Here is a 24958-nt window from a genome sequence, read left to right on the forward strand (position 1 = left end):
GTTGTCCACTTATCAGGAGGATGGTCGGCTAGCTCTCTGCGCCATTCCAGACCATCTTGCCGCACTCGCTCAGGTCATACCCGCCAAGGCTGTCTGCCAGCGCCCGCCCCTCTTTACTTTGCATATAGGTAAACAGCTGCTGGAACAACCCACGGAAATAGACACTACGGGGCACCACCAGATCAAAGGCTTCCTCACAGACAGGAATAAAGCTAAGGCCGTATTCATGGGCAGCACTCATACTTCCAGGGCCAACATCCGCATCTCCGCGACAGATCATGGACGCCATTTCACGCTCACTGAACGCCTGGGCTGAAATATTCAGGTCAGACTCCTGCATCTGCCGGGCTGATAACCACTCCTGCAGGAACCGCTGAGATCCGGCTCCTTCCTGACGAATCGCCCAGCGCATACGGTGCGCGGGCAGATGATCCGCATCATCGGTGTCAAATTCAGCATTAACAATAAGCCCCTGGGTTCGCTTAAAAGCATGAATCAGCACCCATTGGCGATAGTGAGAGAATTGACGCACCAAGCCCGGATGACGCAGATGACTCTCCTCTGCCCGCCCCCAGTGAATCGCCGCCACATCAGCATGGCCCTGAGACAACAGGCTTAATCCCATGCGCGTTCCGGTGACGCTATAACTGTAAAGAGCTTTATTTCCCACCACAGAGGGCAGACGTAACATCATCGCCTGCAGGTAAGGATCATCACTCCCCGTTAACAACAAACGGTCCGCCATCAGGCCACTATGGCAGGATTCCAGTAACCAACGATCCACCAGTTTCTTCGGAAATAGCCACTTACCGGTTACCTTGGTCGCCGGGATCTGCCCCTCACTGGCCAGGGCATAAACTTTTTTCTCGTTCAGGTGCAGGTATTCAGCCACCTGTTTTACATTCATAAAAAGTGTATCAGCGATCACTTCAGACATGCGGTTCTCTCAGACTTAAAATATAGGGTATGCAACGCTTAAATCTAACACTTGATTCTGATTCAACGCTTGGTTCCGACGGGTGATGTTGGCCGCACCGGAGGTGGTGCATCCCACTCAAAACGCTCTCGCCCCTGGTACAGCATAAAGTGCTGCCCTTTTGCGCGGGCGATCAACATAATGCCCAACTGCTTTGCCAGCGCCAAGCCCATGGCCGTTACACCAGACCGGGACAAGAGCACCGAAATCCCCATTCGGGCAATCTTTATCACCATCTCAGAGGTGAGACGACCTGTGGTGTAAAACACCATCTGCTCACGTACCATCGGGTCGGAAGAAAGCCACTGCTTACCCGCAAGGGTATCCACCGCATTATGACGCCCCACATCCTCTGAGAAAGCCAGCACTTCAGCCCGGTGCGGGTCAGTATCTGCAGAGGGGGTCAAAGCACAAAGCGCGCAGCCATGAACAGCACCGGCAGAACGGTAGGTTTCATTGTACTCATTCAGGGCTTTTAACAGCCGGTAGATATCGCTTTGGGCAACCGTAAAGTCCGGCAGCTGTATTTTATCGACATCGTCCATTAAGGCACCGTACTGGGTCCCCTGCCCGCAACCTGTGGTGACGGTTTTGTGGGCAAGCTTCTCTTCCAGCTCCTCGCCGATCTCATCGGCGACCACTACAGCCGCCGCCACCTCCCAGTCCACCTGCACGGCGCGTATCTGTTCAAAGCGTTTCACCATGCCCTGATTGCGCAGATACCCCAGTACCAGCGCTTCCGGCTCGGCACCCAGGGTCATCAGGGTGACAATTTCACGTTTGTTGAGGTAGAGAGTAAGTGGTCGCTCACCTGCAATAGCAACATCACGGGTTTCGCCATACTCGTCATAGACCTGAGTCGTTTGTGTCAGCTCAGCACGGGCCTGACTAACGGCGGGGTGTTCAGAACGGAGGTTGTCCTGCAGATTATCGTTTAGCTCTGTCATAGCGGAGTACATATCTTTGTCATGGTGAGGCACGGATATCAGGATTACGGCATCAGAAAAAGTCCAATGGACAAAGTATATTCGGTCACTACGCCATTACCAGAACAATCCGACAAAGTTTAAAAACAGCAATCCATATAGTGGGCTGCATTAATGATATCTGGCTATACAAAAGAAAAAGCAAGAAGCCCCAGGGACATAAAAGAGAGATGAAGGCACAAAAAAGGTATGAGGGTACAAAACGGAGGTAAAAGCAGGTCACATAAAAAAACCGCGGATCTGTGTATCACAGACCAGCGGTTCCTTCTCGGGGTGTTGCAGCGTACTCTCAGACTAACTCGCGGCTTAAGCTAACTCACCACGGGCCGGGTAATCATTCTTGATAACAAAATCCAGCGCACCCAGCAGCTCTTTAAAGTGCGGACGGGCAAACGGCATAGTGCTGACATTACCCCAGTACAGAGTGCCATCCGGGCGTAGCAGATAAACGGCTGGCTCACTGAAGACCTCTGGCTCTTCCACACCGATAGACGTTACGCCTCTGCCTGCTGATGTGTACAGACCCCAGTCTTTAGCCTGCTGCATGGTCAGGTCATAACCGATGGTAATGTTGGGCAGTTGCCACTCATTTTTGACGGCCGTCGCGCGCTCTTCGGTATCGCTGGACAGGGCCAGAACTGAAACACCTTTTGCCGCAAAGTCATCTGCCAGACGGTTCAGCTCTACCAGGTAGTTTTTGCAGATTGGGCAGTGATAACCGCGATAAAAAACCACAAGAGTAAAGTTTTCCGGCTGCTGATCCTGCAGACGCCAGTTGTCGCCTCCTACAGTAGGAACAACAAGACCGGGTACAGGCTGACGGGGCATTAATGGCTTAACCATGATAATTCTCTCCAAAATTGAGTCACGCTAATGTGTGACGATGGAGAGATAGTAGCGTAGAAAACTGTACGATCTATACGCAGTTTTGCTATCTTTAATAGCAGTTCGTACAAAACAAACATTTATCCGCTACTTTATAAGCAGGTTTCAGACTATGGACCGACTCAGCGCCTTACTCAATTTATTTCAGCCGGAAGCACGTAATGTCAGCCAAACCAGCCTGTATCAGGCTCCCATAACGGTAGCAAAAAATGAGAGCAGTCATCTGTATCTGGTTAAATCCGGCCGACTGCAACTGAGCAGCGGGCAGGAAACCCGGCAGTGCCAGTGCGGAGATCTGATCTGGATACCCAAGGGGGATGCACATCAACTCACAGAGCTGCGACAACCGGATACCGACCTGAACCAGCAACCCCCGGCCCTGGTGACAAAAATTGAGATTCTGTTCCTGCACAGAGAGCCCAACCAGGAATTAAACCTATTGCAAAGCACCCTGCCACATTTACTGTTTCTGCCTGCCAGTGAGAATCAGGAATCCAGTCTGAAGCCTCTGGTGGAGCTTATGTTTCAGGAGGCCGGGCAGCAACGCTGTGGCCATACCACAGTGGTAAACCGTCTGGCAGAAGTGCTTTTGGTGAACCTCTTGCGGCACCTGATGGCAAATCAGAAAGTCTCAACCGGTGTACTGGGCGGCTTAAGCGATCTTCGCCTGGCCCGGGCCATGACAGGTATTCATGATACCCCAGGGGAAAACTGGACACTGGAAGAGTTGGCGAACACCGCAGGCATGTCCCGCACCGCCTTCAGCAAACGCTTTCGGGAGGTGGTGGGCTTTACCCCTGCAGATTATCTGGCACAGTGGCGGATGAGTATCGCCTGCAAGAAGATCAGCTCAGGATCAGAAAGTGTTGCCACCCTGGCGGATGAACTGGGCTATCAGAGTGAAACCGCCTTCCGGCGGGCATTCCGAAAAGTTACCGGCCATCCACCGGGGTTTTATAAAAAAGGCGTCGCTTTTAGCGAGATTAAAGAAGAAATGGCAGAAGCGGCTACATAACCGCTTTCAGCCAGTGATGGTCTTCCTTTATAGAAAAACAGTCATTTAGAGGCAGCGGGGCATCACGGTTGTCCCAACTTGTCCCAACCAACAAATAACCCCTTCTTTTTATGGGTATTTTTTGCGACTAAGATAGCTTCCCCTCCTCCAAAAAACTGGCACCGCGCTTGCAATAACACTGAAGAGTTATCCGGCCTTAACGGGGTCACCCTGCACAGTTCGTAAGCCGACCCCGTTAGCTGCCATGTACCGGATAATTTTTGGGGTTGTTCTGCGCCGGCCTGACGAACTCTGTTCGGCGGGTTACTCGGAGTTCCGAGACGGCGCTTTTTTGTCTGGTCCTATGATATGCGGGATCAGATTACCCCCCCCAATCGCGGTAACCTTCTTACACCTCCGAAAGGCCTTTCATCGTCAGGCCGGTTACATCGGAATACCAGAACGCTTCTGGAGCCCGCAACCCACTGGATACGAATCCTAATGGGCTGCGGGATTTTTTTTGCCCGAAAAACCCGCTTATAAACGCGCTACCTCTCACCTCCTCAAGCAAGAAAAAAACAACACAATCCATTGAAATATAAAGATTTTATAACCGACCGACATCAGAAAAAAGAACCACGACTCACTCAAATATCCCACCTGGAACGCACGACTTCATTCTAATGCTGCACTAAAAAATCAAACTTTCCTTGACGGCTTCACCATCAGTTTGTATTTTGGATACAAAATACAAATAGAAAATTCATAAAAAAGAACACTCATAAAAGAGGTCGATACCATGAAAAAAACAATAACTTGTTTACTTTCCGCCGCTCTGCTGGCAACTACGCCAGTTAAAGCAGACACACTTGATAATGTTGTAGACCGGGGTGAACTCCGCTGCGGTGTTGTTCTGGATTTCCCGCCAATCGGCTACAGAGATGCCAGTAACAACCCTGCCGGGTTTGATGTGGACTATTGCAAAGATCTGGCCAAAGCACTGGAGGTAGAGGCCAAAATCATCCCGGTAACCTGGTCAGAGCGTTTGCCGATTATTGCAACCGGTCGTGCTGATGTGGTGTTCGGTGCAACGTCAGATAGTCTGGCACGAGCGCGTACCGTGGGTTTCAGCATTCCTTATGCGATCTACTTTGCTCAAGGCGTGGTTAACACAGACGTAGAAATCAACAGCTTTGAAGATATGCGCGGTAAACGTGTTGCTGCAGCTTTAGGCACCGTTCCGGAACAGGAGTGGCTGAAGATTGCTAAAGAATGGGGCGAAGAAGATCTCTACCAGAGCTACCAGTCTGAAAATGAAGTCTTCTTAGCCGTGTCACAGGGTAAAGCGGATATTGGTATCACAACCAATACCGCAGTTAAGCCTATTACGGGCCAGTTCAAAACCCTAAAAGAAGGCCCTCGTATGCCTTGGACAGCCGATTACACCTCCATTGTCGGTAAGCGCATGGATGTTACCTGGCTCAACTACCTAAACCTCTTCGTTACCCATCAGGTTCGTTCAGGTCGTTATGACGAGCTTTGGGGCAAATATGTTGGCGATAATGTACCTGAGCTGCGCATCCCTGGTGTGATGTACTAATCCGGTCACCATGCGATAACCGTTTTTGCCAAAACCTCTCCCTGTGAAGGGAGAGGTTTAAGAGGTAACGCTCCATGTTTGAATACAATTTTCACTGGCGTCCCGTGTTAAAAAGCCTGCCCGACCTGCTTCAGGCTGGCCTGCTGACACTTGAAGTCGCTGTTATTTCTATGCTGATTGGTATCACGATAGGTCTTTGCCTCGCTCTGATGCGGATGAAGCTTAACGGCCCTTTAAAATGGTTTGCCGTCAGCTGGATCGAGGTCGCCCGTAATACACCGGTTCTTTTTCAACTGTTTTTTTTCGGTTTTGGACTGGGAGCGGCAGGAATCAATCTTCCACCGTACGTCATTATTGTTACCGGGCTGAGTTTTAACTGCGCAGGCTACCTGGCAGAGAACTTTCGTGGTGGTTTTCAGGCGGTACCGGACACCCAGATGAACGCAGCACGCTGTCTGGGCATGAACGGCTGGCAAACTTACACCCGAATTATCATTCCTCAGGTATTCCGTATCGTTTATCACCCCATTACCAACCAAATGGTTTGGGCTGTGCTGATGTCATCGCTCGGCATGATGATCGGTTTCCGCGAACTCAGTGGTGAGACTCAATTCTTTGCCAGTCGGACGTTCCGCATCTTTGAATATTTTGCTGTAACGGCAGTGATTTACTACGTGATCGTCAAGCTGATTCTTGGCCTGTCGCGTCTGCTATCTGCCCGTCTGTTCCGGTATTAACGAGACTGCAACTATGCAAGAAACAATAACTTTTTTCAGTGGCTTCGGAATATCAGATTTTTGGTTTTTGGCTGACGCTGCCTTAAAAACACTGTGGATCTCAGTTTTGTCAATCAGTGTGGGCACTGTGCTGGGGGTCATTTTTGGCTGGATGTTGCATGAGGGCAAATGGTTAGCCGCTCTGACCATCGGCTCGATACTGGATATTTTCCGGTCAGTTCCCCTGATTATTCAGCTGGTACTGTTTTATAACTTTGCACCCATGATCGGTCTGAACCTGGACCCTTTTGGCTCCGGTGTTGTGATCCTGACCATCTATACCGCCGCCCTCGTATCAAACGTAGCCCGAGGTGGTATTGAAGCTGTTCCTACGCCAATGCGCAAAGCATCGCGCACACTGGGCATGAGCTACTGGCAGGATCTGTTCTATATCGTGCTTCCTATCGGTGGCAGAGCGGTCTTCCCTGCATGGATCGGCGTTGTTCTGGGTGTTATGAAAGACAGCGCCCTGGTGTCGGTGCTGGGCTATGTAGAACTACTGAAAGCCAGTCAGATTCTGATCACCCGAACCCAGGAGCCTTTCCTTATTCTGGCTCTGGCAGGCGCGTTCTACTTTGCACTTTCTTACCCTATTTCACGCTACGCGGCCAAATTTGAACAACGGTGGGCACAATGATTGAGATTCGCAATCTTCACAAACACTTCGGCGACCTGCATGTCCTTAAAGGCATCGACCTGGAGGTCAAAAAAGGCGAAGTACTCTCTGTTATCGGTTCTTCAGGCTCCGGTAAATCTACTCTGCTTTATTGCATCAACAGCCTGGAAAAGATTCAGCAGGGTACCGTAAAAATTGATGGCATCGATGTGCATGCAAAAAGCACCGATGTAAACAAGCTCCGGCAGAAGCTAGGCATGGTATTTCAGCAGTGGAATAGCTTTCCCCATCTGACCGCCATGGAAAACGTGGCACTGGCACCCCGGATCGTCAAGGGCAAGTCAAAAGCAGAAGCCCTGCATATTGCTGAGACCCAGCTGAAACATGTGGGCCTTGGCGACAAACTGAAAAGCTATCCGTCCGCACTATCCGGCGGACAACAACAGCGCCTGGCTATCGCACGGGCACTGGCCATGGAGCCGGAATACATGCTGTTTGACGAAGCCACTTCAGCACTTGACCCCGAGAAAGTCGGCGAGGTTCTGGACACGATGCGACTGCTGGCCGAAGAAGGCATGACCATGATCTGCGTTACCCATGAAATGGGATTCGCCCGGGATGTCTCTGACCGTGTGGCGTATTTCCACCACGGTGTGATGGAAGAAATCGGCCCTCCTGAGCAGATTTTTGACAACCCTGTGTCAGCGCACACTCAGAAGTTCCTGGCCAACGTTCGCTGATAAGCCGATTTAGCAGAAAACCGGAATCTGTACTGCCATCAATCTGAGCAGCCCAGGTTTGAACACGTAATTTAGACTCGAACAACCAGACCCGAACAACCAGACCCGAACAACCAGACCCGAACAACCAGACCCGAATAACAACTGACAAAACATAAGGTAAGAAAAATGAATAATAATGTTTTCACCGGAACCATGCCTGCACTTATGACACCCTGCAAAGCAGACCGTACACCTGACTTTGATGCGTTAGTAAAGAAAGGCCACGAAATGATCGAATCCGGCATGTCTGCGGTGGTCTACTGCGGATCAATGGGCGACTGGCCACTGCTGAGCGATGAACAGCGTATGGAAGGTGTTGAACGCCTTGTAAACGCAGGTATTCCCGTTGTTGTTGGCACCGGTGCCATCAATACCAAATCAGCCGTTGCCCATGCTGCTCATGCTGAAAAAGTCGGCGCAGCGGGCTTAATGGTTATTCCCCGGGTACTGTCCCGCGGACCGGTTATTGCCGCGCAAAAAGAACACTTTAAAGCGATTCTGGCAGCATCACCCAGTATCCCGGCTATTATCTATAACAGTCCGGTTTACGGCTTCTCAACCCGGGCCGATCTTTTCTTCTCTCTGCGTGCAGAGCACCCCAATCTGGTAGGCTTTAAAGAGTTCGGCGGTGATGAAGCGATGCGCTACGCAGCGGAAAATATCACCTCTCAGGACGACGATGTCACCCTGATGGTGGGCGTGGATACAGCCGTTTTCCATGGTTTTGTAAACTGTGGGGCAACCGGTGCAATCACCGGGATAGGTACCGCTCTGCCGAAAGAGGTTCTGCTGCTGTGCGCTCTGTCGAAAAAAGCGGCTGAAGGCGATGCCGAAGCCCGTGAACGCGCCCTTGAACTGGAAGCCGCTTTCAATGTACTGGCAAGCTTTGACGAAGGCCCGGAACTGGTTCTTTTCTTTAAATACCTGCTGGTTCTGAACGGTGAAGAAGAGTACAGCCTGCACTTCAACGAAACCGACGAACTGAATGCAGCCCAGCGCCATTACTGCGAAAACCAATACAACCTGTTCAAATCATGGTTTGCTAACTGGAGCAAACAAGGTGGAGTGATCGCAGAATGCATGTCGTAGACAGTCATACCGAAGGGGAACCAACCCGTGTGATTCTGTCAGGAGGCCCCGATCTAGGATCGGGTTCTCTGGCGGAACGAGCTCAACGGTTAGCCACGGAACACCGGGAACTTTACCGATCACTGGTGAAGGAACCCTATGGTCAGGAAGCCATGGTGGGTGCCTTGCTGGTCGAGTCGGTCAATACCGAATGCGTAGCGGGTATCATCTTCTTTGATGCCGCAGCGGTTATCGGCATGTGCGGCCACGGCACCATAGGCGTTGCCGCAACCCTGGCACATCTGGGGAAAATAGGTATCGGCAGCCATAAGCTTGAAACACCGGTTGGGGTGGTTGAGATCACGCTGCAGGACAACAATACCGTATCGGTAACCAATGTTGACAGCTATCGCCTTGAGAAAGACAGGGTCATTCAGGTCGACGGTATCGGCCCTAACGGTGCCTCTGTTGACGTGAAAGGTGATATCGCCTGGGGCGGTAACTGGTTCTTTATGGTTGATAAAAGCCCTACCGCGGTCAGACCGGACAATATTATGGCGTTAACGCAAACAGCTATCGCCATCCGAACAGCCCTTGAGCGGGAAAATATCACCGGTGGCGAGGGCGGTATTATCGATCATATTGTTCTGTTTGGTGATGCACTGACCCCTGAAGGTCATAGCCGGAACTTTGTACTGTGTCCTGATAACGCTTATGACCGCTCCCCCTGCGGCACCGGTTGTTCAGCAAGGCTGGCCTGCCTGGCGGCGGAAGATCGCTTACCTGCGGGCAAAGAGATCATACAGGAAAGCATTATCGGCAGTCGTTACAGCATCAGCTATCAATCTGCCAGCCGTGATGACCTTCCCGGTGACCAACCTGTCAGCCCGACAATTACAGGTCAGGCTTTCGTGACCCGGGAAGCCACACTGATATTTAACAGCCAGGACCCGCTGAAAAAGGGTATCGACCTGAACATCTGATGACTGAAAACCGGTCAACACTGTGCCCATAGTCAACACTGAGCCCATAGTCAACACTGTGCCCATAAACGATGGGCAGGCTTTACCCGCCCCTATGGCAGTTTTATGGGCTGTTTTTCAGGCAAAAATAATAACACTGAGTGCAAAACCTATGACCAAAACCTCATATGATGTAATAGTAATTGGTGCCGGTATTGTCGGTATCAGTTGCGCGCTCAAACTCCAGTCTGAAGGACACAGGGTTCTGGTGCTGGATCGTAACGGTGTGGCAAAGGAAACCTCTTCCGGCAACGCAGGGGCTTTCGCTTTTGCTGATATTGTCCCACTGGCAACCCCCCGGCATTATTCGCAAAGCACCTAAATGGTTACTGGACCCTCTGGGGCCCTTAAGTATTAAACCTGCATACGCACTGAAAATTATTCCCTGGATGCTTAAGTTCTGGCGCGCCAGCTGGCAGGACAGATACGAAAATGCCATAAGCGCCCAATCCAGTTTAATGGATCTTTCTAAAGAAGCCCTTGAGCGTCAGATCCGGGCCGTTAACGGTGAAGCTCTGATGCGCCGTGAAGGGCAGTTGCAGCTTTATGAGGGTGAAGCGGAATTTAAAGCCAGTCTGCCGGGCTGGAAAACCCGAATGGAACATGGTGTAACCTGTGAACTGCTGGAGTCACCGGCGGAAATTGCAAAAATTCAGCCCGGAATAGACCCACGTTTCACCCATGCAGGCTATACACCGGAGTGGATGAACACAACCGACCCGGAAGCCTGGACTCACCACCTCTATCAGCACTTTATCGATCAGGGTGGGTGCTATGAGAGCGCCAGTATTCACCAGCTGACGGCAGAAGATGACAACGTTAGTCTTCAGCTTGAAGGTGGGAGCGTCACTTCCGGCAAACAATATCAGGCCCGCCGTGTCGTTGTGGCCGCCGGAGCCTGGTCAAAAGCGCTGGCAGCCAGTCTTGGCGATAATATCCCTCTGGAAACCGAGCGTGGCTACAACACCACGCTACCCAGTGGTGGTTTTAAGCTGAACACCCATGTCACCTTCAGCAACCACGGCTTTGTGGTCAGTAAAATCGGTGACCAGATTCGGGTTGGTGGAGCAGTAGAGCTTGGTGGTCTTCAGCTGAAACCTAATTATCAGCGCGCTCAGGTACTGCTCGATAAAGCCGCCCGCTTCCTCCCCGGTCTGGGCAAAGAGGAAGGCAAGCAATGGATGGGTTTCCGCCCGTCAATGCCGGATAGTCTGCCCGTGGTCAGCTATGCCGGTGCAACAGATAAAGTCATCTATGCCTTTGGCCACGGCCATCTGGGTTTAACTCAGTCCGCAGGTACCGCAGAACTGGTCTGCGCCCTGGTCAATGGCGACAAACCAGCTATTCCGGTTGCCCCATTCTCAGCTAAGCGTTTCAGGAGTTAAGCGATGCGAAGCAATAAAACACTGCATGTCATCTCCGCCCATGCTGAAGGCGAAGTCGGCGATGTTATTGTAGGCGGCGTACTTCCACCACCGGGGGATACTCTCTGGGAACAGCGTGCCTTTATCGCACAGGATGAGACCCTGAGAAACTTTGTGCTTAATGAGCCCAGAGGTGGTGTTTTCCGGCATGTGAACCTGCTCGTGCCGCCTAAGCACCCGGAAGCCGATGCTGCTTTTATTATTATGGAGCCGGAAGACACCCCGCCCATGTCAGGCTCTAACTCTATCTGTGTCTCCACCGTTCTGCTTGACGGCGGCCTGATTCCGATGCAGGAGCCCTACACCGACCTGATACTGGAAGCTCCCGGTGGCCTGGTCAAGGTACGTGCCGCCTGCCGGAATGGAAAAGCCGAACGTATCTTCGTACAGAATGTTGCCAGTTTCGCGGACAAAATCGGCGTTTCCTTGGATGTCGAAGGACTGGGTACACTAACCGTCGATACCGCCTACGGAGGTGACAGCTTTGTCGTCGTGGATACCGGACAGCTGGATATAGAGATCACCGAAGCCAATGCTAAAAAACTGGCACAGTTGGGGATTCAGATCACAAACGCCGCTAATCAGCAGCTGGGATTCAGCCATCCGGATAACCCGGACTGGGATCATATCTCTTTCTGCGCTTTCTGCGGCCCCCTGACCAAAACGGAAAACGGCTATAAAGGCCGCTCAGCCGTCGCAATTCAGCCCGGAAAAATCGACCGCTCCCCCACAGGCACCGCCGTATCCGCCCGTATGGCACTCATGGTGGCTAAAGGCCAGATGGATGAAGGTGACGAGTTTGAAGCGGAATCCATCATAGGCTCAACCTTTAACGGCAAAGTGCTGGAACGAACGCAGTTAGCCTGTGGTCATCCCGCCATTACACCTCAAATTAGCGGTCGGGGTTGGATCACAGGTACTCATCAGCATATGCTGGACCCTGATGACCCCTGGCCGGACGGCTATCGGTTAAGTGATACCTGGGGCGCCTGATAACGCAACAGCGGAACCGTGTCAGCTCCAGAGAACAACAGCTCCGGAGCATAAAAGCAGAACAGTGAGAAATCGTCATACCGTTAAGACTCTCTACGCGCGCGAAGGGGTATCCACGTGCCCTTTCTTCAGTCGTGTAGCTTTGCTAAAGAGCCCTGCCTAGGCGGGTTCTTTAGCTTTTTTTGCTTTCAGAGTCTGGTAAAGCGATCCACAAAACCTCTGGTGAAACGAACGACAGACCCCCTAAAACAACATACAAAACCCACGTTCCAAGGGACAAATTTGAGAGTTAGCTATGTCACAAAACATCACATTGTCATTGCAGGATGTCAGAGATCTCAGTCTTTCCGTACTGACTCAAAACGGCTACAGCCCACAACATGCTCAGGCGATCACAGACGTTATCTATGCCTGCCAGCTGGATGACTGCCACTCCCACGGCCTGTTCCGTCTCTTTATGTGTGTTGAAACAATGCGCAGCGGCCAGGTTGATGGCCATGCGACCCCAACACTCACTGAACCCGGCCCCGCTGTGGTTAAGGCCGATGCCCATAAAGGGATCTCTTTACTGGCTCTGAATGAAGCCATGCCTAAGCTGATAGAAAAAGCCAAAACCCAGGGCATCGCAGCGCTGGCTGTTAACAACTGCTTCCACTTCTCGGCTCTTTGGCCCGAAGTTGAGATGCTTTCCGCTCAGGGTTTGGCGGGCATCGCCATGGTACCCAGTCATGCATGGGTTGCCCCTGCGGGCGGGACGCGGGGCACACTGGGCACCAACCCTCTGGCCTTCAGCTGGCCCCGGCTTGGTAAAGATCCTTTCACCTTTGACTTCGCCACCAGCCAGTTTGCCCGCGGTGAGATTGAGCTCTACCGGCGTGCAGGAAAAGCCCTGCCGGAGGGTGTTGCCATTGACCGAAACGGCAACCCGACTACAGACCCGACAGCAGCAATGGAAGGTGCAATGCTGACCTTTGGCGGTTATAAAGGCTCTGCCCTGTCGATTATGATTGAGCTGATGGCAGGCCCGCTGATCGATGACCTTACCAGTATTGAAAGTATGGCCGCAGCCAATGGAAATGCCGGAGCACCCTATCACGGTGAAATTATTATCGCCATGAATCCTGAAATGCTCAGTGGCGGTAAGGTTGCAGGCAACGATGATCGCGCCGAACGCCTGTTTGCCGATATTATTGATCAGGGGGCCCGCCTGCCATCACAGCGCCGCTATCAGGCCCGTTCACAAAACCTGAAGCGTAATGCCGTAGAAATTCCGGCCCAGCTCTATCAGGATATACTCAAGCTGAAAGACTGATTTCATCGTTCAGAAAACAGCAGTAGTAACAGAAACACCCCCTTGCAAAGTCATTCGCAAGGGGGTGTTTTTATTCGCTTTCTTTCTCTACGGGTTCCACGCCCCCGGTATAAAAAAGCCTTTTACAGCACCTGTCAATAAAACGGTTACAGGTTCAGGTCATCAGGCAATAACGCTGCCGGAAGATCCTGATAACATACCGGACGCAGGAAGCGACGGATCGACAAAGTACCCACCGAGGTTGCACCAAAGTTTGTGGACGCCGGATAAGGGCCGCCATGAACCATGCTATCGCAGACTTCAACACCCGTCGGGAAGCCGTTTGCCAATACACGGCCCGCTTTACGTTCCAGAACCGGCATCAGCTCCCGTCCCAGCTTGGTATCAGCCTCATCAAGGTGTAACGTACAGGTCAGCTGCCCCTGCAGGCTCTTCGCAATTTCAAGCATCTGTGCATCCGAGTCAACCGTCACCACGACACCTAAAGGACCGAACACCTCTTCTGCCAGAGCCTCATTCGCCAGCCAGTGACGGCCAGTGGTAGCAAACAGATACGGTGTGGCATCCCGCTGATCACATTGCGTCATCAGGACTTCCTGCACCCCTGTGGTCGCCGAAATACGCTTCTGTCCGGCCCGATAAGCCTCAGCAATACCGTCCGTCAGCATTGTCTGAGCCGGTACTTTTTCCAGTGCCAAACGAGCTGTCTCCAGAAAACGATCCGCTGCATCACCTTTTTTCAGGATAGCAATACCTGGGTTAGTGCAGAACTGGCCCGCCCCCATGGTCAGAGACTGAACCCAGCCATTTGCCAGGGCATCGCCCCGGGCGGTAACCGCTTCAGGCAGAAGAAACATTGGATTTACCGAACCCAGCTCACCAAAGAAAGGAATAGGCTCAGGACGGGCAGCACACAGATCAAACAGTGCCCGGCCACCGGTAAGCGAACCTGTAAAGCCAACGGCTTTAATCAATGGGTGCTGAACCAATGCGGAACCCACCGCTCGGTCACCACCTTGAATTAAACTGAAAACACCCGGATGAATTCCACATTGCTCAACAGCCGCTGCAACGGCTTCAGCAACAATTTCTCCGGTTCCCGGGTGCGCACTGTGGCCTTTAACGACAACAGGGCAGCCTGCAGCCAGAGCCGCAGCCGTATCACCACCTGCCGTGGAGAAAGCCAATGGAAAGTTTGAAGCACCAAAAACCGCCACAGGGCCGATAGGGCGCTGCATCATCTTCAGATCGGAACGGGGCAGAGGTTCACGCTCAGGCATAGCCTTGTCATGGCGTTTATCCAGATAAGCCCCCTGCAGAATATGCTGAGCAAACAGACGCAGCTGGCCCACAGTACGGCCTCGCTCCCCGATCAGGCGCGCCCCCGGCAGACCGGTTTCAAAGCAACCAATCTCGGTAATGGCGTCCGCACGGGCATCAATTTCATCAGCAATCACGTTCAGGAAATGCGCGCGGGTTTCACGGCTGGTATATCCGTACTCAACAAAAGCTGCCTCTGCAGCCTCTGCGGCAGCGTTTACCAAATCGATTGATCCTTTACTAAAGCTATATGCCGGGCCGGATGCCGGCGACGAAAGAAACTGCTCTTCTGACGCCAGCCACTGCCCGGCGATCAGATGTTTACCATGGGGCTGAAAAGACATGGGTTCACGCTCCTGTATATTGAGTTTTTGTTTTCATTCGCATTATAAGTAATGAACACTTAATGGATATTGTATCCAATATCCTACATATAACAAGAGCCGTCGACGAAGCCCGGAAATTATTCCTGAGCCATAACGAATCGCCACCAGAAAACCAGAAACAAAGAAAAAGCAATATAAGGAAGAAAGAGAGAAAGAGAGAAAGAGAGAGAATACCTGATACCCCAGCTCATAGGGCATCAGGCAAGCCGATGCTGTCGCGGCTTTTATAACAGCCTCAATACAGGCCGCAACCAAAGAACAAACAGGGCGATGAATCGTGGGGTTTATACTAGGGCGCGTCTTCTGTTGCCCGCTTGGCTGCAATTAATTCCAGCATCTGCAGCTTAGTATTTTCGATATGGGAACGTAGTTTTTCAGCCGCCTCATCAACCTGTCCCTTGCGGGCCAGATCCAGTAATGCCTGATGGTCTTTCTCCGCATTGTCGGATTTATTCAATTCATCAATATGCATACCGACATACCGGTTTGATTGCAGACTGACCCGCTCAAGCAAGGCTTTGGTCAGCTCGCGACCGGAAGCTTCATACAGCTTGCTGTGGTATTCCTCATTCAGAGGCCCCCACTCAGCAACCTGCCCGGAAGCATAAGACGTATGCATGGCATCAAGGATTTCTTCACATTCTGCAAAGTCCTGCTCGGTCATATTCGGAATAGAGCGGCGGAACAGATCAACTTCAAGCAACATGCGGACATCAAAAATCTCAGCGATCTCCTCCAACGTATGCTTAGTTACCGTAGCACCCCGGTTATTCTGAAATACTACCAGGCCCTCAGCATCCAGGCGCTTCAAAGCCTCGCGGATCGGCATGCGGGATACATCGTATTCGTCAGCGAGCAACTCCTGCCGGATCAGCTCTCCTTCAACCAGGTTACCGGAAAGAATCCGCTTGCGCAGATCCGCCACAATAACATCTGGTAAACTTTGACGAACAACAGCCCTCTTTTGAGCCACGCCACTCCCCTCCTAACTCATTCTGTGTACGCCGGAGATAAGAACCGTACTACTCCTGGCGAACAACAACTCAACATATATGTATGTGGGATACAATATCCAAAATACAATTCCGATTTCCGGACATTATACCTACCTTGGGGCCGGATCGGTGAATTTTTAGAGTAAACTTCAGTCTAATATTGCCCCTCACCGGTCATCAGGAGGTGTTCTCAGGCACTTTGTTCAGAATTTTCCTCCTTTTTATCCCCTTCCTTTCCCGCTCGCTATGGCTCACTCCTTGCGTTAACAGACTGTCAGAAGCAAACTTTATTTTTTTAAAACCTGAGTTTGCGACTGACACCGGATCAGCGTCTACCCTGAATAAACAGGACCCAAGACGCATCACGGTGCCGACAATACTGATCAGGCACACATTTAACATGGGTCAAACACACAGTTTATACTGATCAAATATACAGTGAGTACTAATCTAACCTACAGTTAGTACTGATCAAACACACAGAAGAAAAGGATTTTCCTATGAGAGAGCAGAAGCAAAACAATGTACGCCTTTTAGGCATAGAGCTGTCGCCCCTTGAGCTGAGATCCGGCCGCTGGGTGCTCCATGAGTGGCAGATCGACAACCTCTGGCCAGCCCCTGACCCTGAGCCAGAGGAGGGGCACCAGGAGTTGAGTAAAGATGGCAACCCTCTGACCTGGTTACCTCTGGAACTGCATCGCGATGAGCGCAGCGCCTACAGGTTTAATCTGAACTCCGTTGTCCCGCACATCTTTGTTTTGTGTGATGACACCGAAGACGATGAGTGGCTGCCGATGCAGATTACCGCCTGCCAGGATCTGGCGGCCTCCTGGCTGGATGGAGAGCAAAAGGTGCTGGAATACCCCATGCCTGAAGCCCTTCAATGCTGGATTGAAGCCTTTATTACCGAACATGGCGAGCTGATCGAAGTGAAGAAAAAGAAACGCTATGCCGGTGATAAAGCGGATAAGCGTACCGCTAACAGAGAAAAACCATCCGCATCAGAAAAAACAGGAGACCCACTGTGAGCGACAAGGGCCTATTCTCCCGCTGGGCAGCACGCAAACAACAAGTTCAACAGGAACAGGAGGCTCTGAACAAACAAGCATCAGAGCACTCTTTGGCCGACAGCTCAGAGGAAGCCTCTGACGCTCCTGCCGCACAGCCAACACAGGATTCATCCGCCGCAGACCATAACGCCCCCGGGATGACAACGGCAGCAGAACCGCAGCTGACCGATGACGATATGCCCGATGTAGAAGCCATTGACGGCAACACCAACGTCAGTGCCTTTTTCAGTGAAGGGGTGAGTGAAAAACTGCGTAAGCAAGCATTGAAGGCGATGTTTCTGAAACCTGAGTTTAATATCCGCGATGGTATGGACGATTACGATCTGGATTATACCGACGCCCCGGAATTAACCGCAGATGTCGTATCAGGGCTGCGCCAGTGGTTTAACAATAAAGACCCCCTTGAATCGGAAAGCACTGCCGGGCAGAACGAAGAGCAGGAAGCCAGAGCCCTTACCGGTGTTGACGAAAACGTGAACGCTGCGGAATCCGATACGGCAGAGGTGCCACAAAATGCCACGGCAGAGTCCGCCACCGAAAACACCGACGACAACATAGCAAAAGAAAAACCTGAGCCAGATCAAAATCAAACGGACCTTGCGTCAGATAAGGCGACATCAGCGGATTCTGCTTCTGAGAACCCCTTGCCATAAAGGTTATAAAAAGGCCGGGACAGCTTGACCTCAACGTCAACCTGGCCACAAACAAGTTAGACCAAAGTATAAAAACCATTATAAAACAGGGCGATAGCGGGCCAAAAAGCGGCCCGGAACCTGTATCAGCGTTTCAATATCCAGAATAAAAAAAGGGACAAAATGGGGCAGTTTCCAAAACCACCCACCCATAAAGGACAAAATGTCCCAGCAGAGTACAAAACCACTTAACCAAACAGAGCAAAGCAGAACCAAGCGCTTTTTGTTTTCGGAATTCCGGGTCTGGCACTTGCTGTAGCAAGAGATGATAAACCTGAAAAAAGAATGCTGACCCCGTCATTCCAACAATAAGAAAACATGACCAAGACAGGTCTCCGCTTTGCTCAGCTCTTCTGTAGCGACTGAAACCGAACGTGATACGGCTTCAGACTAAAAACCGCCAGAAGATAAAACAGCGGATGAGGATAGATAATGACAGCTCCGTTCACTGAACAGCAGCGCCAACAACACGGACATAACCACCAGGCACGCATTAGCGCACTTGGGGCTTTGTCACCACCACAGAATCTTGCGGCCCCCTCCGTTAGTTACCAGGCGGGAGGCCACCTGCTGATCATAGGTGCCGATGATCTGACCCGTTTGGCCGCCTGTGAACTTTTGACCCAGTCGGAAACCGGAGCGATCAGCATCAAAGCAGGCTCAGGTGTACAGTCCATCAGTCTGTTGATCACAGACGCCGTACAAAACCCCGGTAATGAAGCGCTTGAGCAGGCCTTAAGCAAAACAGAAATACTACCGGTCGCCTATGGCAGACTGGACGAACTGAACGGCTATTTGGGTGAATTTCAGGCCCGGATCAAGCCAACGACAACGGACTCACCCCTTACAACCGGTACAGACAGCCTTGACGCGATAGATCTGGCTCCGGCACTGATCCAGCGCAGCCACTTTGATCTGGTTCTGGATCTGGGCCGTGAGCCGGCCCTGAGTCAGGAGCTTTCCCCTCCGGGCTATTTTGCCGTAGGCAGTGATAACCTCAGCCTGTCAGCGGTTCTGGCAGACCTGCCGGACTATGACGGCGAGTTTGAAAAGCCGCTTTATTTCCGTATCAACAATGATATTTGCGCCCACGCAGGTCGTGGCAAAACCGGCTGCACCCGCTGCCTGGATGTTTGTCCGGCGGATGCGATCTCCAGCATTAACAACCAGATCGAAGTGGATTCTTATCTTTGCCACGGTGCAGGCAGCTGCTCTACCGCCTGCCCCACCGGTGCCATCAGTTACGGTATGCCAAAAGCGGAAATGATGGCCGACTACCTGACCCGCCTGCTCGCCCACTACCGCGAACAGGGCGGCGAACAACCGGTTATTCTTTTCCATGCCGATGAGCAGGACGTCACCACCGACCAACTGGCCTCAAACATTATTCCGGTGGCGCTAGAAGAGATCGCCACCGTGGGTATGGAGTTATGGATGCACGCTTTCAATGAAGGCGCATCACGCATCATCTTCCTCACGTCTGACAGTGACGAACATCGCACACCTGCCAGCCTGATTCAGCTGCTGGAGCGTGAAACCAAGCTGGGAAATCAACTGCTTTCAGCCATGGGTTATGGCGAGAACAGTCTGAGCTTGTGCGGCGAGATCACCGGGTTAACCGAAGAAAAACAGGCAGTCACTGAAGCAAACGGTATACAGGTTGCGTCAGCCCCGGCAACCCTTCATCAGGTTCAGGCTTTCGCTGAAGCACCGTCAAAACGCCAGCGCCTGATCAGTAATATTAACCGTCTGCAGCAGATGGCCCCGACGGACAGTGAAAAAGCGGAACAGATCCTAATGTCAGCCAGTGCGCCCTTTGGCCAGGTCAGTATCGACAGCGATGCCTGCACACTGTGCTTCTCCTGCGCCAATATCTGTCCGACCAACGCGCTGCAAACCGGTAAAGAGGCTCCTGCGATTCTGCTTACCGAGATGGATTGTGTTCAATGCGGTCTGTGTGAAAGTGCCTGCCCTGAAAATGCCATTAGCCGTGAACAGCGCTTTATCTTCAACGCTGACCTGCGGGACAACCCACGCACACTGCACAAAGATGAAGCCTTCTGCTGCCTGGATTGCGGCAAACCTTTTGCCCCCACCAGCACGGTCAACAAGATGAAAGAGAAGCTGAAAGACCACGCTATGTTCGCCGGGGAGGCGTTGCGCCGACTGGAGCTTTGCGAAGACTGTCGTGTAAAAGATATCTACCGCGGTTTAGCGGCTGATCCACAAGCTCAGCTGAATCTGTAAGGGAGAGATATTATGACGACTGAACAGAAGCAGGCCACCGTACAGACAAACATCAGTGAACCTGCAATTGGTGAGCATGACCTGATGCGGGCCGACATCTACAACCTGCTCGCCGCCCTGTTACGCAGTGTACCCAGCCCGGAGATGATCCAGTGGCTGAAAGAGCTGGAAACCGACCAGCATGATGGCTCTGATATGGGCAAAGCCTGGAGTGGTCTGCAGTTAGCTGCCCGCCATGCTCAGGCCGAACAACTGGAAGACGAGTACCAGCAGCTCTTTATCGGCCTGGGCCGAGGTGAGCTGGTGCCATACGGTTCCTGGTATCTGACCGGCTCCCTGATGGAAACGCCGCTGGCGATTCTGCGGCAGGATCTGAAGCTATTAGGGTTTGAGCGGGAAGAGCGCGTTAAAGAGCCGGAAGATCATGCTGCGGCTCTGTTTGAGGTGATGGCGTTTCTGATTATGACCGGCAGTGGCAGCACGACCCAGAAAAGTTTTTACGAGCGCCATCTGGCGGAATGGATCGGGCGCTTCTTCCGGGATCTTCAGCAAGCAGAGTCTGCCGTATTTTACAGCAGCATCGGCACCCTGGGTCGGGCTTTCACCGATTTTGAAACCGACAGCATGGCCGCCATTAAAGAACAGGCGATTGAGCTGCAATAGCAGCGCTTGATCAGAAAGCAGCACGGATCGACAGAACGTGCCGGTTTCAGATATGCACCCGATTCCGGCTGCAGGCACTCAGTCCTTCAGCCCGATTGAAATACAGACAGGGCCAACGGCCCGGCAACCGTGAAAAATAAGTTCCTTTAAAGGAACAGTAGGCCAGCACCAGCCTGGTTCTGCATAAGGCAACGAGGAGAACACAATGAGTGAAAATAATAATAAGGTCACGTCACCACCGGATCAGACCGATGGCCTGCAACATGCGGGCCGCCGTCAGTTTTTAAAGACTCTGGCCACAGGCAGTGCCGTCGCAGGTGTTGCAGCCGTTACCGCCTCCCAGGCCATTGCTGCAGCCTCCCCTGAAGCCGATCAGCAGTCTGCCAAAGAAGAGCAAAACGGTTACCGTGAAACGGATCATATCCGTACTTTCTACGACACTCTGCGCTAACGGACCGGAGAACAGCATATGAAACTGACCAAGAAAAACGCCAATGGCGCAGGCAAGGCAGACAGTAAAGGTCTCGGCCTGAGTCGTCGTACCTTTCTGAAAAACACCGGTATCACCACAGGTGGCCTGGCAGCAGCAGGTTTTATGGGCAACGGCATGATCCGCCAGGCTGAAGCCAAAACCGAAACCATTTCACCGGATGTACCAAAAGAAGTGAAGCGTACGATCTGCTCTCACTGCTCCGTTGGCTGCGGTGTTTATGCGGAAGTACAAAACGGCGTCTGGACCTATCAGGAACCAGCTTTTGACCACCCGTTCAACCGGGGTGCCCACTGCGCCAAAGGTGCTTCTTTGCGTGAGCACGGCCATGGTGAACGCCGCCTGAAATACCCGATGAAACTGGTTAATGGCAAGTGGCAGAAAGTCAGCTGGGAAACCGCCATTGATGAGATCGGCGACAAAGTTCAGCAGATCCGCCAGGAATCCGGCCCGGACTCTGTTTATTGGCTGGGTTCAGCGAAACACAGCAATGAACAGGCTTACCTGTTCCGCAAGTTTGCCTCACTTTGGGGAACCAATAACGTAGACCACCAGGCACGTATCTGTCACTCCACCACCGTATCCGGTGTCGCCAACACCTGGGGCTACGGTGCGATGACCAACTCTTTCAACGATATGCATAACTGCAAATCGGTGATCCTGATCGGTTCTAACCCCTCTGAAGCACACCCGGTGGCCATGCAGCATGTTTTGCTGGCTAAAGAGCGCAACAACGCCAAAATTATCGTGGTTGATCCCCGCTTCACCCGTACCGCAGCCAAAGCGAACGAATATGTCCGTATTCGCCCGGGCTCAGATGTTGCTTACGTTTGGGGTCTGCTGTGGCATATCTTTGAAAATGGCTGGGAAGATAAAGAGTTTATCCGCCAGCGTGTTTACGGTATGGACGAGGTACGTCAGGAAGTTGCCAACTGGACACCGGCTGAAGTTGAGAATGTTACCGGTGTTGGCGAAGAGCAGATGCGCAAAGTTGCCAAAATGCTGGCCACCAACCGCCCCGGCTCTATTGTCTGGTGTATGGGCGGAACCCAGCACACCACCGGCAGCAACAACACCCGCGCCTACTGCATTCTGATGTTGGCTCTGGGCAACATGGGTGTTAGTGGCGGCGGCGCTAATATTTTCCGTGGCCACGACAATGTACAGGGTGCCACCGACCTGGGTGTTCTCTCCCACACCCTGCCGGGCTACTACGGTCTTGCTGCCGGAGCCTGGAAGCACTGGGCCGGAGTCTGGGATCTTGACCTGGAGTGGATCAAAAGTCGTTTCGACCAGGGCAAGTACCGTGGCAAACAGCCGATGTACAACTCCGGTATTCCGGTATCACGCTGGGTAGATGGCGTACTGGAAAACAAAGATCAGATCGAGCAAAAAGACAACATCCGCGCCATGTTCTACTGGGGTCACGCCGTAAACTCTCAGACCCGTGGCGTTGAGATGAAAAAAGCGATGGAGAAGCTGGATATGATGGTCATCGTTGACCCTTATCCAACCCATGCGGCGGTTATGCATGACCGTAAAGATGGTGTCTACCTGTTACCGGCCTGTACTCAGTTTGAGACCTACGGCTCTGTGACGGCATCGAACCGTTCTATTCAGTGGCGGGATCAGGTGATTGAACCTCTGTTTGAGTCAAAAACAGACCATGAAATCATGTATCGCTTTGCTAAGAAGCTTGGCTTTGCTGATCAACTGTTCAAGAAGATTCGGGTTGAAAACAATATTCCGGTGATTGAAGACATCACCCGTGAGTTTAACAGCGGCATGTGGACCATCGGTTACAGCGCCCAGAGCCCTGAACGTCTGAAAGACCACCAGAAAAACTGGCACACCTTCGACTTTGAAACCCTGAAAGCAGACGGTGGCGCAGCGGATGGTGATTTCTACGGAATGCCTTGGCCGTGCTGGGGTACTCCTGAGATGAGACACCCGGGTACACCCTTGCTCTACGACACAAGCAAACCTGTTGCGGAAGGCGGCCTGAATTTCCGCGCCCGCTTTGGTGTGGAGCGTGATGGTGTCAACCTGCTGGCAGAAGACTCCTACCCCGTTGGCGCAGATATCAAAGATGGTCACCCGGAGTTCAGCGATAAGCTACTGAAGCAGCTGGGCTGGTGGGATGAGCTGACCCCGGAAGAGAAAAAAGCAGCCGAGGGCAAAAACTGGAAAACCGACCTTTCCGGCGGTATTCAGCGTGTTGCCATTAAACACGGTTGTGCCCCCTTTGGTAATGCCAAAGCCCGTGCCGTGGTCTGGACCTTCCCGGATAAAGTGCCGTTGCACCGTGAACCTCTGTACACGCCACGCCGCGACCTGCTGAGCAAGTACGCTACCTGGAAGGATGTGCAGTCTCACTACCGCCTGCCGACCCTGTATGAATCCATTCAGAAACAGGATTTCTCCAAGGAGTATCCGATTATTCTGACCTCCGGCCGTCTGGTGGAATATGAAGGGGGTGGTGAAGAGACCCGCTCCAACCCATGGCTGGCGGAGCTGCAGCAGGAGATGTTTGCTGAGATCAACCCATACGACGCCAACAATCTTAACGTGCGCGACGGCGCAGATGTTTGGGTAGAAGGTGCTGAAGGTGGCCGTATCAAGGTCAAGGCCATGGTAACCCGCCGTGTCGATCGTGGAGTGGTCTTTATTCCATTCCACTTTGGCGGCAAGTTCCAGGGCAAAGACCTGACCGACAAATACCCTCAGGGTTCCGCACCGTATGTTGTGGGTGAAGCGGCCAATACCGCCACCACATACGGTTACGATAGCGTGACACAGATGCAGGAAACTAAAGTGACCCTGTGTAAAGTGACGCCCGCTTAAACCCTGTAGCGCAGCGGAATAGCCCAGAGGCATTCCGCTGGAACCACCTGAGAGGCAACGCCTCCGTAAGGAAAAGAATCATGGCTAAAATGAAGTTCCTATGTGACTCCGAGCGCTGCATTGAGTGCAACGGCTGTGTCACCGCCTGTAAAAATGCGAATGAAACCGAATGGGGCATCCAACGCCGCCGGGTAGTAACACTTGACGATGGCGAGCCTTCCGAAACCTCCATCTCTGTGGCTTGTATGCACTGTACCGACGCACCTTGTATGGCTGTATGCCCAACGGACTGTTTCTATCAGACCGATGACGGCATCGTACTGCACGACAAAGACCTGTGTATCGGATGTGGCTATTGTCTGTTTGCCTGCCCCTTTGGTGCGCCTCAGTTCCCTCAGGAGGAAGCATTCGGTGAACGTGGCAAGATGGATAAATGTACCTTCTGTGCCGGCGGCCCTGAAGAGGACCCTGTTGTTGAGAAAGAAAAGTACGGCGCTAACCGTATCGCCCAGGGCAAACTCCCCCTGTGTGCTGAGATGTGTTCGACCAAAGCTTTGTTAGCCGGTGACGCTCAGGTTGTTTCCGATATCTTCCGCGAGCGTGTGGTCTACCGTGGCCATAAAGACGGCGCCTGGTCTTCTCTGGAAGGTAACAGTGCCCCTGGCGAAATGAGCCCGGAAGAGATGGCGGTTCGTGCCGAAGCGTTCGCAACGGATGCCACCTTTGCCAGCAACAACACCAGCGATATCATCGCTAAAGCCTGACCGGTTTAACCCTTAGCTGCCGGATTGTCAGCAGCTAAGGGCTTAGCTCAGGT

General features: G+C 52.3%; 23 protein-coding genes. 18 read left to right on the plus strand and 5 right to left on the minus strand.

The window, feature by feature from the left end; translation table 11 throughout:
* Window positions 1-28: 28 nt before the first annotated feature.
* From BTA35_RS06620 to BTA35_RS06630, 3 genes are all read right to left on the minus strand, one after another.
* The gene (locus tag BTA35_RS06620) at window positions 29-937 is read right to left on the minus strand and encodes a substrate-binding domain-containing protein (protein ID WP_078319029.1); all 909 of its coding nucleotides are present in this window, start codon (window positions 935-937) and stop codon (window positions 29-31) included.
* A 62-nt stretch (window positions 938-999) separates the two neighbouring features.
* Window positions 1000-1923, minus strand: a complete 924-nt coding sequence (locus BTA35_RS06625; protein ID WP_103989716.1) for a formate dehydrogenase accessory sulfurtransferase FdhD — start codon at window positions 1921-1923, stop codon at window positions 1000-1002.
* Window positions 1924-2268: 345 nt separating this feature from the next.
* The gene (locus BTA35_RS06630; RefSeq protein ID WP_078319031.1) at window positions 2269-2805 is read right to left on the minus strand and encodes a peroxiredoxin-like family protein; all 537 of its coding nucleotides are present in this window, start codon (window positions 2803-2805) and stop codon (window positions 2269-2271) included.
* A gap of 154 nt (window positions 2806-2959) precedes the next feature.
* Here BTA35_RS06630 and BTA35_RS06635 point away from each other — a divergent pair, with 154 nt between their 5' ends.
* The 11 genes from BTA35_RS06635 (at window position 2960) to BTA35_RS06680 (ending at window position 13434) form a co-directional block, all read left to right on the plus strand.
* Window positions 2960-3862, plus strand: coding sequence for an AraC family transcriptional regulator (locus BTA35_RS06635; protein WP_078319032.1), 903 nt, complete (start codon window positions 2960-2962; stop codon window positions 3860-3862).
* A 778-nt stretch (window positions 3863-4640) separates the two neighbouring features.
* Window positions 4641-5441 (plus strand): transporter substrate-binding domain-containing protein, encoded by an 801-nt coding sequence (locus BTA35_RS06640; protein ID WP_078319033.1) that lies wholly within the window; start codon window positions 4641-4643, stop codon window positions 5439-5441.
* A gap of 74 nt (window positions 5442-5515) precedes the next feature.
* A complete protein-coding gene (locus BTA35_RS06645; RefSeq protein WP_078319034.1) occupies window positions 5516-6178 on the plus strand; it encodes an amino acid ABC transporter permease in 663 nt (220 codons plus the stop codon).
* Between the two features lie 13 nt (window positions 6179-6191).
* Complete coding sequence (locus BTA35_RS06650) at window positions 6192-6854, plus strand: amino acid ABC transporter permease (RefSeq protein ID WP_078319035.1); 663 nt, start codon at window positions 6192-6194, stop codon at window positions 6852-6854.
* Window positions 6851-7573 carry an amino acid ABC transporter ATP-binding protein gene (locus tag BTA35_RS06655; RefSeq protein ID WP_078319036.1) on the plus strand — a complete coding sequence of 241 codons (723 nt, stop codon included), beginning with the start codon at window positions 6851-6853 and terminating at the stop codon, window positions 7571-7573. Before BTA35_RS06650 ends, BTA35_RS06655 begins: the two co-directional genes overlap by 4 nt.
* A gap of 168 nt (window positions 7574-7741) precedes the next feature.
* A complete protein-coding gene (locus BTA35_RS06660) occupies window positions 7742-8704 on the plus strand; it encodes a dihydrodipicolinate synthase family protein (RefSeq protein ID WP_078319037.1) in 963 nt (320 codons plus the stop codon).
* Window positions 8692-9666 (plus strand): 4-hydroxyproline epimerase, encoded by a 975-nt coding sequence (locus BTA35_RS06665; RefSeq protein ID WP_078319038.1) that lies wholly within the window; start codon window positions 8692-8694, stop codon window positions 9664-9666. The genes BTA35_RS06660 and BTA35_RS06665 overlap by 13 nt, the downstream gene beginning before the upstream one ends.
* A 94-nt stretch (window positions 9667-9760) precedes the next feature.
* Complete coding sequence (locus BTA35_RS18690) at window positions 9761-10027, plus strand: FAD-dependent oxidoreductase (protein WP_274378418.1); 267 nt, start codon at window positions 9761-9763, stop codon at window positions 10025-10027.
* The gene (locus BTA35_RS06670) at window positions 9975-11090 is read left to right on the plus strand and encodes an NAD(P)/FAD-dependent oxidoreductase (protein WP_274378419.1); all 1116 of its coding nucleotides are present in this window, start codon (window positions 9975-9977) and stop codon (window positions 11088-11090) included. Before BTA35_RS18690 ends, BTA35_RS06670 begins: the two co-directional genes overlap by 53 nt.
* A gap of 3 nt (window positions 11091-11093) precedes the next feature.
* On the plus strand, window positions 11094-12122 hold the full coding sequence (locus tag BTA35_RS06675) for a trans-3-hydroxy-L-proline dehydratase (protein WP_078319039.1): 1029 nt from the start codon (window positions 11094-11096) through the stop codon (window positions 12120-12122).
* 295 nt (window positions 12123-12417) lie between these two features.
* Window positions 12418-13434: an Ldh family oxidoreductase gene (locus BTA35_RS06680; RefSeq protein ID WP_078319040.1), complete on the plus strand. Its 1017-nt coding sequence runs from the start codon at window positions 12418-12420 to the stop codon at window positions 13432-13434.
* A 146-nt stretch (window positions 13435-13580) separates the two neighbouring features.
* On the opposite strand, the gene BTA35_RS06685 is transcribed toward BTA35_RS06680, so the two are convergent.
* Entirely contained in the window at window positions 13581-15098 is a 1518-nt protein-coding gene (locus BTA35_RS06685) for an aldehyde dehydrogenase (NADP(+)) (RefSeq protein WP_078319041.1), read from the minus strand.
* Window positions 15099-15429: 331 nt separating this feature from the next.
* On the minus strand, window positions 15430-16113 hold the full coding sequence (locus tag BTA35_RS06690; protein WP_078319042.1) for a GntR family transcriptional regulator: 684 nt from the start codon (window positions 16111-16113) through the stop codon (window positions 15430-15432).
* A 522-nt stretch (window positions 16114-16635) separates the two neighbouring features.
* Between BTA35_RS06690 and BTA35_RS06695 the strand changes: the two genes are divergently transcribed.
* The 7 genes from BTA35_RS06695 (at window position 16636) to fdh3B (ending at window position 24905) form a co-directional block, all read left to right on the plus strand.
* The gene (locus BTA35_RS06695) at window positions 16636-17163 is read left to right on the plus strand and encodes a DUF3305 domain-containing protein (protein ID WP_078319043.1); all 528 of its coding nucleotides are present in this window, start codon (window positions 16636-16638) and stop codon (window positions 17161-17163) included.
* Window positions 17160-17858: a DUF3306 domain-containing protein gene (locus BTA35_RS06700; RefSeq protein ID WP_160055128.1), complete on the plus strand. Its 699-nt coding sequence runs from the start codon at window positions 17160-17162 to the stop codon at window positions 17856-17858. Before BTA35_RS06695 ends, BTA35_RS06700 begins: the two co-directional genes overlap by 4 nt.
* A 471-nt stretch (window positions 17859-18329) precedes the next feature.
* Complete coding sequence (locus tag BTA35_RS06705; protein WP_078319045.1) at window positions 18330-20144, plus strand: 4Fe-4S binding protein; 1815 nt, start codon at window positions 18330-18332, stop codon at window positions 20142-20144.
* 12 nt (window positions 20145-20156) lie between these two features.
* A complete protein-coding gene (locus BTA35_RS06710) occupies window positions 20157-20807 on the plus strand; it encodes a TorD/DmsD family molecular chaperone (RefSeq protein WP_078319046.1) in 651 nt (216 codons plus the stop codon).
* A gap of 205 nt (window positions 20808-21012) precedes the next feature.
* The gene (locus BTA35_RS06715) at window positions 21013-21258 is read left to right on the plus strand and encodes a twin-arginine translocation signal domain-containing protein (RefSeq protein ID WP_078319047.1); all 246 of its coding nucleotides are present in this window, start codon (window positions 21013-21015) and stop codon (window positions 21256-21258) included.
* An 18-nt stretch (window positions 21259-21276) separates the two neighbouring features.
* Window positions 21277-24141: a formate dehydrogenase subunit alpha gene (locus BTA35_RS06720; RefSeq protein WP_078319048.1), complete on the plus strand. Its 2865-nt coding sequence runs from the start codon at window positions 21277-21279 to the stop codon at window positions 24139-24141.
* 80 nt (window positions 24142-24221) lie between these two features.
* Entirely contained in the window at window positions 24222-24905 is a 684-nt protein-coding gene (gene fdh3B / locus BTA35_RS06725) for a formate dehydrogenase FDH3 subunit beta (RefSeq protein WP_078319049.1), read from the plus strand.
* The last annotated feature ends 53 nt before the right edge of the window (window positions 24906-24958 follow it).

Source organism: Oceanospirillum linum (assembly GCF_001995095.2).
In the GTDB taxonomy this organism is placed as follows: Bacteria; Pseudomonadota; Gammaproteobacteria; order Pseudomonadales; family Halomonadaceae; genus Oceanospirillum; species Oceanospirillum linum.